General features: G+C 44.3%; 10 protein-coding genes. 5 read left to right on the top strand and 5 right to left on the bottom strand.

Going from position 1 to position 12,096, the window contains the following annotated elements; genetic code table 11:
* Positions 1-22: 22 nt before the first annotated feature.
* The gene (locus B0E43_RS25075) at positions 23-2,557 is read right to left on the bottom strand and encodes a phosphoenolpyruvate carboxylase (RefSeq protein ID WP_077346722.1); all 2,535 of its coding nucleotides are present in this window, start codon (positions 2,555-2,557) and stop codon (positions 23-25) included.
* Between the two features lie 172 nt (positions 2,558-2,729).
* Between B0E43_RS25075 and B0E43_RS25080 the strand changes: the two genes are divergently transcribed.
* Positions 2,730-3,878, top strand: a complete 1,149-nt coding sequence (locus tag B0E43_RS25080) for a lactonase family protein (RefSeq protein WP_077346723.1) — start codon at positions 2,730-2,732, stop codon at positions 3,876-3,878.
* On the opposite strand, the gene B0E43_RS25085 is transcribed toward B0E43_RS25080, so the two are convergent.
* The gene (locus B0E43_RS25085; RefSeq protein ID WP_077346724.1) at positions 3,875-4,957 is read right to left on the bottom strand and encodes an o-succinylbenzoate synthase; all 1,083 of its coding nucleotides are present in this window, start codon (positions 4,955-4,957) and stop codon (positions 3,875-3,877) included. The genes B0E43_RS25080 and B0E43_RS25085 overlap by 4 nt on opposite strands.
* A gap of 70 nt (positions 4,958-5,027) precedes the next feature.
* On the opposite strand from B0E43_RS25085, the gene B0E43_RS25090 reads away from it, so the two are divergent.
* Together B0E43_RS25090 and B0E43_RS25095 are read left to right on the top strand one after the other, a co-directional pair.
* The gene (locus B0E43_RS25090) at positions 5,028-6,236 is read left to right on the top strand and encodes an S-adenosylmethionine:tRNA ribosyltransferase-isomerase (protein ID WP_077346725.1); all 1,209 of its coding nucleotides are present in this window, start codon (positions 5,028-5,030) and stop codon (positions 6,234-6,236) included.
* A gap of 89 nt (positions 6,237-6,325) precedes the next feature.
* Positions 6,326-7,870 (top strand): hypothetical protein, encoded by a 1,545-nt coding sequence (locus B0E43_RS25095; RefSeq protein WP_077346726.1) that lies wholly within the window; start codon positions 6,326-6,328, stop codon positions 7,868-7,870.
* Here the strand turns inward: B0E43_RS25095 and pgi are convergent.
* The 3 genes from pgi to B0E43_RS25110 all read right to left on the bottom strand — a co-directional run bounded on the left by pgi (position 7,867) and on the right by B0E43_RS25110 (position 10,251).
* Positions 7,867-9,516 carry a glucose-6-phosphate isomerase gene (gene pgi / locus B0E43_RS25100; protein ID WP_077346727.1) on the bottom strand — a complete coding sequence of 550 codons (1,650 nt, stop codon included), beginning with the start codon at positions 9,514-9,516 and terminating at the stop codon, positions 7,867-7,869. The genes B0E43_RS25095 and pgi overlap by 4 nt on opposite strands.
* Positions 9,517-9,736: 220 nt before the next feature.
* A complete protein-coding gene (locus B0E43_RS25105; protein WP_077346728.1) occupies positions 9,737-10,033 on the bottom strand; it encodes a type II toxin-antitoxin system RelE/ParE family toxin in 297 nt (98 codons plus the stop codon).
* Complete coding sequence (locus B0E43_RS25110) at positions 10,015-10,251, bottom strand: hypothetical protein (RefSeq protein ID WP_077346729.1); 237 nt, start codon at positions 10,249-10,251, stop codon at positions 10,015-10,017. The genes B0E43_RS25105 and B0E43_RS25110 overlap by 19 nt, the downstream gene beginning before the upstream one ends.
* A gap of 366 nt (positions 10,252-10,617) precedes the next feature.
* Here B0E43_RS25110 and B0E43_RS25115 point away from each other — a divergent pair, with 366 nt between their 5' ends.
* Both B0E43_RS25115 and B0E43_RS25120 read left to right on the top strand, forming a co-directional pair.
* Positions 10,618-11,220, top strand: coding sequence for an energy transducer TonB (locus B0E43_RS25115; RefSeq protein ID WP_217349132.1), 603 nt, complete (start codon positions 10,618-10,620; stop codon positions 11,218-11,220).
* Positions 11,221-11,245: 25 nt separating this feature from the next.
* A complete protein-coding gene (locus B0E43_RS25120; RefSeq protein ID WP_139352650.1) occupies positions 11,246-12,058 on the top strand; it encodes a hypothetical protein in 813 nt (270 codons plus the stop codon).
* Positions 12,059-12,096: the final 38 nt, after the last annotated feature.

A 12,096-nucleotide genomic window follows, 5' to 3' on the forward strand; every position in this document is an offset into this window, starting at 1 on the left:
TTTCAATTTCGGGGGATTTTTTTTATGCTGCGTTTCGGGTGGCATTTATTATCCCGAACATGGTTCGAAGAATCAGTTTGTCCAGGATTTCAGCTGAGGCTCCTTTTTCTAGTCCAATTTGAATAGCATATTGTTGGATGGTGATCAAAGGCAACACGATGCGCTCACGGATCTCAATAGAGGATTTGGACACAGGATTGTCTTCCAAAAGCTCACCCATACCAGATACCTGCTTCAATTTTTCAACCGAGCATTCAAATTCTTTGAACAACAACTCCCAAAACTCCCCGTACTCCGGATTGTCTTTTAAATAAGCTGTGGCTGGGTAAAAACACTTATTCAGGGATTGCATCGAATTTCCCAACAGAGTTCGGAAAAAGAGGCTGTTTTGGTAAAGGATTTTCAAATCCTCGATTTTTCCTTCCTTTTCCAAAGCTGAAATAGCGGAACCCACTCCATAGAATCCCGGAATATTCTGCTTCATCTGGGCCCATGAGCCGACAAAAGGTATGGCACGAAGATCTTCAAATTTAAGTCCGGAAGCTCCTCCCCTTTTGAGGGGTCTGGAACCGATATTGGCCATTCCAAAAAACTTCAATGGCGCTACATGCTCCAGGTAAGGGACAAATTTGGGATGACCTTTTAAGGCTTTGTAGGCCTCATAACCACTGTCGGCAAGTTCCTGAATCAATGCTCTTTGCTCATCGTTGAGATTCTTTTCCCCGTCTGGGTAAAGGTGATTTTCCACGCCAGCGCTCAGCAACTGTTCAAAATTGTAGGTACAGGAAGCCTGTTTGCCGTAATTGGATGAAATCGTCTGACCCTGAATAGTCACCTGGATTTCTGAATTTTCCACTTTTTGGCCAAGTGAAGCATAGAAATTATGCAAGTTCCCTCCTCCTCTTGCCACAGGTCCGCCTCTTCCGTCAAAGAACACCACTTCGATGTCATTTTCTCTGGAGACTCTGGTAAGTTCTTCTTTGGCAACCAAAATAGACCAGTTTGCTTTCAGGTAGCCTCCATCCTTAGTTCCGTCCGAAAATCCCAGCATAATGCTTTGCTTTTTACCCCGGTTGATGAGGTGGGTTTTGTATTCCGGCATTTGATAGAGTTGGGTCATGATCTGCGGCGCCTTTTGCAGGTCATCGATCGTTTCAAACAGCGGAACGATGTCCAAGGGAAGATTTCCGGGCTTTGCACCCATTGTCAACTTCGCCATTTGATACACTTCCAACAAATGTAGGACCGACTGGCAGTTGGAGATGATATACCGGTGAAGTCCTGCTTCGCCATTCGTTTTCTGCACTGACTTGACAGTCCCCATGGACTGCAGCATTTCCTTGTGAAAAGGCTCCTCGAAGTGTTCGACTGATGGAAGCGCTTTCGTTTTCATCACTTTGTCAATCAGTTCATCCTCAGTTCCGGTAAATTCCTTACCCTGAATGCTAAAGACCTCTTCCCACAATCCGTCATGCTTGCGGCTGTCCTGACGCAGATCCATGTGGGCAAAATGGAACCCGAAAATCCGCACCTTGAGGATAAACCTGTCCAAGAGATCAAGAAACAAGCCGTCGTGATATTTAATCAAAGCTTCCCGAGCCTCCAGCAAAATCGCCAAAAGGTCATCTACGGATCCATAGATTTCTTTATTCTCAAATAGTGTGTAGTATATTCCCCGCTCCGCCTTCACGATATGCTCCTCCACATGCTTGAAAGTCAGCCTCTTTCTGAGCTTTCGCAAATCGCGGTAATAGCACCGCATAAGCCATTTTTTCAGGCGATCTGCCACCTGAAGCGTAGTCTCATGAGTCACAAAAGGATTTCCGTCCCGATCACCTCCTGGCCAAAAACCTACTTTAAGGATCGCAGGATTTTCCCAAGTATGCAGTGGTTGGCCCAGCCCGGTAAGCAGTCGGATAATAATATCCGGAATACTGTGATAGAATACATTTTCCAGATACCAGATCAAACTAATGGCTTCATCAAACGGAGTCGGTTTTTCCCTGTTGATAAAGCCCGTTTTTCCGAGTTGTTGCAGAAGCAGGTTGATACTTTCAAGATCATCCGTGCGAATGGCATGCTCCAGGTCTGTGATAATCCCAAGGACATTTCCTGGGTAAAACTGAGTTGGGTGAGCGGTAAGCGTTAATCTTACCGAGAACGTTTTCAGCTTTTCGATCAAAGCATCCTTTTTTCTGTCAGTTTCAACCCGGTTGATCAGGGCTTTGATGGAGCCTTTTCCTGAGATGTCGTTGATTTTTTCGTAGGCTGCATCTTCGATCGAGTCAAAAAGCACCACCTGACGCTCGACATATTGGATCATTTCAAAGAGGAAATCGAAGCGGCTCTTTTCATTTTCCCCCGGCATCATTTCCTCAAAAAATCCATCGATAATTTCCTTTGGAGATTTTCCGGAGGCATACCCGCGTTCACAAGCCTTTCCCAAAAATGGCAAAAGAGTCCCTGTAACGTAGATATCGTCAAATGGAAGATCTAAAAAAAGGCTGTTGTAAATGGTAAATCGCTTGGCGACTTGAGTGTCATAAACTTGAAACATTCAGGGTCAGATTTAATAGGTCTGGCAAATTAGTAAAATTTCCATTTTATAGAACAAAAATTAAAAATTCAACAAGTATTAGTCTCACTTTTTTACAATTTGACAGATTTTATTCCGCTTTTCGATCAAAAAAGAAAAGAGAGCAAGACAAAATTATTTTTAATTTCAAGTTATGAAATTCTTCTATCTCCTGACTGCGGCTTTTGCAATCGCTGCCTGCTCTTCTCCAAAACAAGAAACCCAAGTGACAGTTATCCCACCTGCTCCAATAAGTTACAATTTCCTGGTTGGAACCTATACCGATTCTCCGGTAGACGGAATCAATCACCTCTATTTTTCTCCCTCGGAAAATATCCTAACTGTGGAGACAGTTGCAGCCGGCATCGCAAATCCATCTTTTGTGATTGCTTCAAAGGATGGAAAAAGGGTCTTTTCCCTTGAGGAAGAATCTGGTACACCAGGAGGTCAGGTGCTGAGTTTCCTCAGAAATCCGGAAGATAATTCTCTGACTTTGATAGATCAAAAAGAATCTGGAGGAGATCACCCCTGCCATATTTCCATTTCACCAAATGAGGATTTTGTGATTTTGGGCAATTATACCGGTGGAAGTCTGAGTGTTTTCAAAGTTTCCCCAGAAGGAAAATTGGAACATGCCCAGACGATCAAACACCAAGGAAAAAGCGTCAATCCAGACCGTCAGGAAAAGCCCCACGTACATAGCACCACTTTTGATCCGGAAGGAAAACGAGTCCTCGTAGCTGATCTGGGTACTGACAAAATCTACGTGTATGACTTTGATCCTGCAAAAGCTGGGCCTTTGTCACTTTCCGGAGAATTCCCCGTTACTCCAGGTGATGGGCCTAGACATTTGGCATTTTCAGCGGATGGAAAAGAAGTGTTGGTAGTAGAGGAAATGGCTGCCGCGATGGATGTTTTTACTTATGAAAATGGAGTTCTGACTCCGAAGCAGCGTCTCTCCTTACTTTCCGAAGGATTTGAAGGTGGTGTGGGAGCGGCAGAAATCCGTCTTTCCCCTGATGGCAAGCAGGTTTATGTCTCCAACAGGGGCGACGCCAATACGATCTCGGTTTTTGGAAAAAATGCCACTGGCAACTATGTCCACGTCCAAAACATTTCTTCCGGTGGCTTGATGCCGAGGAATTTCAACCTGACAAAGGATGGAAAATACCTGCTCTCGGCTCATCAGGCCAGCAACGACATTGTGATATTTGAACGGGATTCGATCACCGGAAAGCTGTTCCAAACTCCCTGGAAAGCAGAACTTAACAAGCCCGTTTACCTTTTCAGATTAGACGATTAATTAGGAAGTTCCAAGGGCTTGGCTGGATTATAATGGATTTTCCCACCTTGGATTTCCAAAGGGGAATCCAGGTTGTTGTGGTACAATTTGCCTGTGCCCAATCCTTGGGGAATAGTCGGATTAAAAGTGGAAGCCAGTTGGGAAATGGCATTGAGTCCGATATTGCTTTCCAAAGCCGAAGTCATCCACCAACCAATCCCACGCTCCGCAGTCAATCGAATCCAATCTTTGGTTTCCAAAATTCCTCCCAACAAAGTCGGTTTTAGAATGATATGCTGAGGTTGGATTTGGTCCAAAAGTTCTGCCTTTTCTACTATACCTATCAGTTCCTCATCCAGCGCGATTGCCAAAGGTGTAGCCTTACATAGGTCTCTCATTCCTTTCCAATTTCCTGCCGGAATGGGTTGCTCAATGCTGTGAATATGAAGTTTTGCCAACCTTTCCAACTTTTGCAAAGCTTCCTCAGGAGCAAAAGCCCCATTGGCATCCACTCTCAGGGTGATTTGATCGGGAGAAAAACGGGTACGGATATAGGTTAAAAGCTCGATTTCCTGCTCAAAATCTATTGCTCCGATTTTCATTTTGATGCAGTCAAAGCCTTCATTCAGCTTTTGATCAATCTGCTGAAGCATAAACTCCCGGTCACCCATCCAAATCAGTCCGTTGATAGGAATTGGCTTTTGAAAATCATAAAAGTCATTTGCCAAAAGCCTCCTTTTTCCTCCATTCAGCCAATCCAAAATGGCCGTCTCTAGTCCAAACCGAATGGACGGGAATTCAAACGGAATCAATTCCTTCAGTTTGAAAAGGATCGCTTCCTGATCTAATTCCCAAGTTTCGGTATTTAGCTTTTGGAGAATCTTTGCCAAAATCTCTTCAAAATCATCCCGGTAATCCGGACTCAACTTGACCAAAGGTGCAGCCTCGCCCCAACCTACAATTTCCGGATTATTGGGATCAAAGGCCTTGATCCAATAGACAACCCTGGTCTTGAGCACTCCCCTGGAAGTCCCTGCGTCAAACCGAAAAACAAGCGTTCTTTTGATGAAGGAAAATTGGAGCTGAACTGTATTTATCATGGATTAATGACCAAAACAAGAAAGATTGCGAGGTGTGGGGCTATATTTGCCTCCCGAAAACTACCACCCAATGGAGATTCCGAAGATTGACCTGAGCGAGTACGAATATACACTGCCCGATGAACGCATCGCTAAATTTCCTCTGGAAAAGCGGGACGCCTCGAAGCTTTTGCATTATCGCGAAGGGGAAATCAGCCATTTTTATTTTTATGATATACCAGAACTGCTACCCGCAGACACACTTTTAGTCTACAACGATACCAAAGTCATCCCGGCAAGGTTGATTTTCCAGCGGGAAACCGGGGCAAGAATTGAGATTTTCCTGCTTCAGCCAATCGCCCCGACCACGGTCATTCCTGAAATCATGCTGGCAAAACATCCCGTCACTTGGGAAACAATGATCGGCAATGCCAAAAAATGGAAGGACGGGGAAATCTTAAAAGGGCGTGTTGCGATCAAGGATCAGGAGGTTGTACTGTCAGCCAAACTGATTTCCAGAGAAGAAAAGCAGGTGGAATTTTCCTGGGACAATCCGGACATAGCATTTGTCGATCTGGTAGAGGCAAGCGGAGAAGTACCATTGCCTCCGTACCTCAACCGCAAACCCAACGAGGAGGACAAATCCCGTTATCAAACTGTCTATTCCAAAAAAGAAGGAGCCGTGGCTGCACCTACTGCAGGACTGCATTTTACTGCAGAAGTTTTTGAGAAACTTCGGGCCAAAGGAACCCAGGAGGCTGAAGTAACTCTTCACGTCAGTGCAGGAACTTTCCAGCCGATCAAAGCTCAAAATGTGCTGGAGCATCCCATGCACAGTGAGCAGATTCAGTTGACCAAAGAAACAATACAGAAACTTTTGGCCCAAAAAGGAAAAACCGTGGCTGTGGGAACAACCTCAGTCCGGACTTTGGAAAGCCTCTTTTGGTATGGAGTAAAACTGATTGAAGGAAAAGGTGAGGACTTTTTCATCCACAAACTTTTCCCCTATGAAAAAAGAGAAAATGTTCCTTCAAAAGTTGAAGCTCTTCAGGCGATTCTTATTCAAATGGAAAAGAATCAGGCTGAAACGGTATTGGGAAACACCGAAATATTCATTTTCCCGGGATATAGCTATCGGATGATCGAAGGCCTGATCACCAATTTTCACCAACCGGGATCAACGTTGATTTTGCTGATTGCTACAATTCTTGGGGAAGATTGGAGAAAAGTCTATAGAGAGGCCTTGGAAAAAGACTATCGCTTTTTGAGTTATGGTGACAGCAGTTTGCTTTGGGTGTAAAATTAATCACAGCGACTAATTTCTTAAAAAAGTAAGTCTGGATTTAGTGAATTATCCGATCACTCTCCTATTTTTGAAAAAAACCAACTATGAATCTGCTCAGGATATTTGTTTTTCCTATTGCGCTTTCCCTACTCCTTTTTTCCTGCAAAGAAGACCCAAAACCTGATGGGAGAATTCCAATTACCATCACTGGGTTTTCACTGACTTCTTCCGCGGTTCCTGGGGGAAGGCTGACTGTGGACGGGGATTGGATCCACCCCTTTGGGGAAAAGATCAACTTGGTGTTTGTTTCAGAAGATCAAGTGAACCTTCCAATTACTATTAATCCTGATTTCAGTGGAGAATTGCCACAAATACTGCTTCCTCCCGGCAACTACCACTACTATGGAAACACGGATATGCTCCAGATTTCCGAATTCCTTCCAATCGAAATTGAAGGAAACTTGCAGGTTACCGAAGCTTCCAGTGTCCTACTCACCGGAAAAACGGAGTACCAACTGGTCAGCTTTTCAAAAGAAAATCTCAAAGAAGAAAGCCGGATCACCCAACCTCTGGAAAGCCCATTTTTCAGCAATGAGGACTATTACTATTCCTATGTCATGCCTGACCGAGTGTTAAAGGCTGAACTGATTTTTCAAAATGGCGAAAAGATCAATTGGGCTCTGGATGCGAAGGCCTTTTTTCATAGCTCCTATTTCTTTCAGGCACCACCCAGTCAAAAGCCAGTTCCAGCTTTGAGCGATCCACAATTGGTTCTCGCCCGATCCATTGTCCAGATTGACTCGGATTTTATCCCTGATCAGATGCCGCTCTTTGGCCAGGTTCCTTTATCCTTAGAACTTCCTGAAGCCTCCGGGATGCAGTGGATCTCCAATCGACTTTTCGCGATCAATGACGGAGGAAACGGGGCTACTATGTATGAAATCGACTCCTACCACGGCCAGGAAATACGGATTATCAAGATCACCAATGCCGAAAATATCGACTGGGAAGATATGGCAGTAAGTGGCAATTACCTGTATATCGGAGACTTTGGTAACAACCTGGGAAACAGAACCAATCTCCGGGTTTTGAGAGTGCCGGTTCAGGATATCCTGACCAAAAATGAAGTCCAAGCTGAATTAATCAACTTTAGCTACGACCGTCAAACTGGTACGCCCAGCCCCGGAGGGGATCACCGCTTTGACTGCGAGGCGATGGTGTATCACGATGGACAACTACTCCTTTTTACCAAGCCGACCAATGGACTGGGAAGCGATATCTACACTCTCGATCCCTCACCAGGCACCCAAACTGCCAGATTTGCCGGAACAATGGAGACAGCAGGCTGGATCACAGGAGCTGATATGACCCCTGACGGAAAAAATCTGGTCTTCATTGGCTATGAAAACAAAGGAATTGCCTCCCAGGCCTTTCTTGGATTGATCGAAAATCCCCAACTGCCCGCACTGCCCGGTAATTCCCTGAAAACGATCCGTCTAGGAAGTGTGGCATTAACCAGTCAGACTGAAGGGATCACGATCAACCGGGATTTCAGGGTAAAAATTGCCGGAGAACAGATCAAACAAGGTGGTTTCACTGTTCCCCAGCTTTTATCAGAATTAGATCTAAAAGGGATTTTGGAAAATTAACCCCTTCGCATGACCTTGTAGGCATTGATCAAGCCATTGGTCGAACTGTCGTGAGAAGTCACTTCTTCCTCACCGATAAGCTCTGGTAGAATTCCATTGGCGAGCACTTTGCCCAGCTCCACACCCCACTGATCAAAACTGAAGATGTTCCAAACCACACCCTGCACAAAGATTTTGTGCTCGTACATGGCGATCAACTGGCCCAGGGTATAAGGATTGATTTCCTTTACGAGAATAGAATTAGTCGGTCGGTTGCCTTCAAATACACGATGTGGAGCGATTTTCTCGATTTCTTCATCTGATTTACCGGCTTTCTTCATTTCAGCTTTTACCTCCTCAAGGGATTTTCCTTTCATCAGCGCTTCGGTCTGTGCAAAGAAATTCGAAAGCAGTTTCGGATGATGATCGCCAATTGGGTTATGGGAAATCGCCGGAGCGATAAAGTCGCAAGGGATCAAATGCGTTCCCTGATGGATCAATTGGTAGAAGGCATGCTGCCCGTTGGTACCGGGTTCTCCCCAGATGATCGGGCCGGTGGTATAGGTGACTTTTTTGCCGTCACGGGTTACATATTTTCCGTTGCTCTCCATATTTCCCTGCTGGAAATAGGCCGCAAAACGGTGCATGTATTGGTCATAGGGCAAAATCGCTTCTGAGGTTGCACCTTGGAAATTGGTGTTCCAGATTCCGATCATGGCCAAGACCATCGGGATATTCCGCTCAAAAGCAGAATGGCGGAAATGCTCATCCATCGAATGGGCACCTGAAAGCAGTTTTTCGAAATTTTCGAAACCGATCACACAGGCAATAGGCAAGCCGATTGCAGACCAGAGGGAATACCTTCCTCCCACCCAGTCCCAAAAGGCAAACATATTGGCGGTATCGATTCCGAATGCTTCGACCGATTTTGCATTGGTGGAGAGCGCCACGAAATGTTTGGCTACGGCTGCTTCATTTTTTGCTTTGCCCAAAAACCAATCCCTCGCTGTATGGGCATTGGTCATGGTTTCCTGAGTGGTAAAAGTTTTGGAGGCGATGAAAAACAGGGTGGTTTCGGGATCGACTTTTTTCAGAGTTTCAGCAATATGGGTACCATCCACATTGGAAACAAAATAGATGTCAAGCTTTGGATTCTGAAATGGCTTCAGCGCCTCAGTAACCATCACAGGACCGAGGTCAGAACCACCGATGCCAATGTTGACCAAAGATTTGATGGGTTTACCAGTATAACCGAGCCATTTGCCGCCGTAGATTTGGTCGGCGAAGCTTTTCATTTGGGCCAAAACCGCATTCACATCCTGCATTACGTCTTTGCCATCTACATAGACGGGATGACCCTTTCGGTTTCTCAAAGCCGTATGAAGCACAGCTCTGTTTTCGGTCTGGTTGATCGCCACACCGTTGAACATATCTTCAATGGCCTGCCGGATATTGGTCTCTCTTGCCAAATCCATCAAGGCAGAAAGAATCCCGTCAGAAATCCTGTTTTTGGAAAAATCAATCAAAAGATCCTCGAAATGGATACTGAATTCTTCAAAGCGTCCGGGATATTGAAAATGAGAGGCAATGGTGTGGTCTTTATGTTTTTTGACCAACTCCAAAAGCCTGGTCCAGGCTGGGGTTTCTGTAGGGTTGATTGCGTTCATGTTTGGGAATAGGTAAATGGCGTGAAGGACAAAAATAAGAGGATTCTGAAGGGAATGAAGGAAAAAAATGGTTGTGGAGTCAAAAATGGAGGACGGTATGGATAACATAGACTATTGTTACCGGATATCGTCCGCTAGCCTTTCCAAGAATTGTGAAAACTACTTGTCCAATTAACCTGCAAAGGCAGCAAGCAATTGCATTCGCCTAGGAAAATCCCAACTATAATTTCAATTTCTCTGGATCTCTACGGCTATTAAATATTGTCAGAATGACGATTGAAGACTTCTGAATTTCATAAAAAATCAGGTAATCGCGAACAATTTTTACCCGGACTTTTTCATCATCCGTCAATCTCCCAACTGTCGGATATTCTGAAATAAACACTGTTGCTTCTCTAAAAAGGCTATTTAGCTTCCTACTGTAGCTTGAAGATTGGTTGTGTTCGATCCAGAATTCCAATATTTCTAAACGATCATTTTTGGCTCGAAGCGACCAAACTACTTTTTGTTTAGCCATTCTTCAATTTCCTTATTTACTTGATCGTCCGTAAAAAACTCTCCGTTTCTTACCTGTCCACGAGCTTCCGCTATTGCAGCCTTTTGCACCGGGTTCAGCTTGAAAACTTCCGCATCATTATCCTGATTCAGAAAATTGTACATCTCCTCCAGCAATTCTCGATTGCTGGAAAGATTAATTTCAGCCACCAGTTTTTTCTTCAATTCTGCTGTTCCCATGATCTTGTATTTTGTTGATTAAGATACGGAATTCCGGGAAAACAAGGTTCATTCGATATCCCCGGGGCGAATTGCAAATTCCATTTGATAAAAAGTCGAATGAAGGAGTAAATTCCTATAGACCTGATTAAAAATTCAAAAAACTAGTAGGCGAAAATCTTCAGAATTAATATTTTAAGAACCTGATTTAAGAAGTTCGGATTTTAATTACCCCTTTGTATGGTTCAAAAGTATTTCCTGATTACTCTACTGTGCTGGATGGCAATTTTTCCCAAAGTAAATGGACAAGAAAGAACGACTGTAAAACTTAACCAGCATTTCCAGGAAATAGTAGACACAGATTCGGTTCACCACTTCTATACTAAAATGGAAACTTTGTCTAAGACCGGAGAAACAGTCACCTGGATTTTTGACCTCCAAAACAGAATGGTCAAGCAGTCCAAAAAGGGATTGAATCCGGCAGAAAACTACAACCAGGAAATCACGGAAACCTTTGATTCAACCAACCAACTCCTCAGCCAGCGAATTACCAACCTGGATAATCGAAAGTATGTGGAATTTCACTACCGAGACGGTGTCAAAAGGGCACAAGTGATTTCCCTTGGAAATGACCTGTTTGAGATTTGGCGCAACAATCCGGATAGCCTCTATACCAGTGACCACGATGATTTTGGGCCGGGATTGGACAAAAAGGAGTGGCATAATTACCTGGCAAGGAACCTGAAATATCCCAGTGAAGCCAGAAACTCCCGTGCTGAAGGGACTGTAATCCTTGCCATCCTAGTGAACGAAAATGGTGAAATAGAAGAATCTGAAGTAGCAAATGAGGCTTTTGTCAATCCTTACCTAGCCAAAGAAGCCCTGAGAGTACTTAGAATGTTCAATGGAAAATTCGCTCCGGCTATCAACCTAGAAGGCCAACCCGAAGCTAAGTGGATTACTATACCGATTCGGTTTAAGCTGAGTTAAAACCTAATTTGAAATCTATTTTTGTTTGATAGTCTTCTGTATCACTTTCCCGATGAAACCCACCCGATTTGTTTTGGCTTTGGCTGCATTATTTTGGACTTTTTGCTTAATGGCCCAAACCGACACCTCAATTCCACTCAACAAACACTATTTTGAGATTTATCCCGAAGATTCAGTAAACCATGTGTTTAACAAGCTGGTATCTTACAGCAAAGATTCAACAAAGCTCGAGCGGATTTTTACACGGGATGGGAAAATCCAACGGGTCGTGATGACCAAGCCGCCAACAAAAGAATACCATGAGCAAGTCACCGACCAGTACAACGCCTACAATGAGCTGGAATGGAGGAGGACCGAAAATCTCCTCAACTCAAAATTTCTGACCCTGTACTATTTTGACAACAAGAAGGTCGGAGAGATACTATCGGAGTCGGACACGCTGTTTTTTGTTGCAAGAAATGGGGAAACCAAGCCCATCCAACAAAGCGTCAACGACTTTGAACCCATGATCGGGGGGAGCAAAGAAGACTGGAGCGAGTTCTTTGCAGCCAACATCAAACTGAGCGCAAAACTGTATTCGAAAGAGCCTGCAGAATATTGGATAGCAGTATTGGTCAATGAGTATGGCATAGTGAACCAAGTCGAGTGGGCCAATCATTTGGGCGGCAACCAAAAGATAGCCAGTCAGTTAATTCGGGTGCTCGAGCTCTGGGGTAATAACTTTTCTCCGGCTTTGGATCCCTTTGGCCATCCAGTGACCAAGTGGCTGCTTATTCCTTTTAGGATGCGGGGAGGAATCAGCAGATCACTAAAAGTCCTCGATATCGATTCCTTTTAGTGTTTACATCCTCGAATCTACGCACTGAATTTTAAGGA

Source organism: Algoriphagus sp. A40 (assembly GCF_002002735.1).
In the GTDB taxonomy this organism is placed as follows: domain Bacteria; phylum Bacteroidota; class Bacteroidia; order Cytophagales; family Cyclobacteriaceae; genus Algoriphagus.

What these genes read in the sequence shown, in the direction of transcription:
- pgi (WP_077346727.1), bottom strand. Translation starts at nt 9,516, where the DNA reads ATGAACGCAATCAACCCTACAGAAACCCCAGCCTGGACCAGGCTTTTG.
- B0E43_RS25115 (WP_217349132.1), top strand. Translation starts at nt 10,618, where the DNA reads ATGGAAACTTTGTCTAAGACCGGAGAAACAGTCACCTGGATTTTTGAC.
- B0E43_RS25085 (WP_077346724.1), bottom strand. Translation starts at nt 4,957, where the DNA reads ATGATAAATACAGTTCAGCTCCAATTTTCCTTCATCAAAAGAACGCTT.
- B0E43_RS25105 (WP_077346728.1), bottom strand. Translation starts at nt 10,033, where the DNA reads ATGGCTAAACAAAAAGTAGTTTGGTCGCTTCGAGCCAAAAATGATCGT.
- B0E43_RS25080 (WP_077346723.1), top strand. Translation starts at nt 2,730, where the DNA reads ATGAAATTCTTCTATCTCCTGACTGCGGCTTTTGCAATCGCTGCCTGC.
- B0E43_RS25075 (WP_077346722.1), bottom strand. Translation starts at nt 2,557, where the DNA reads ATGTTTCAAGTTTATGACACTCAAGTCGCCAAGCGATTTACCATTTAC.
- B0E43_RS25090 (WP_077346725.1), top strand. Translation starts at nt 5,028, where the DNA reads ATGGAGATTCCGAAGATTGACCTGAGCGAGTACGAATATACACTGCCC.
- B0E43_RS25110 (WP_077346729.1), bottom strand. Translation starts at nt 10,251, where the DNA reads ATGGGAACAGCAGAATTGAAGAAAAAACTGGTGGCTGAAATTAATCTT.
- B0E43_RS25095 (WP_077346726.1), top strand. Translation starts at nt 6,326, where the DNA reads ATGAATCTGCTCAGGATATTTGTTTTTCCTATTGCGCTTTCCCTACTC.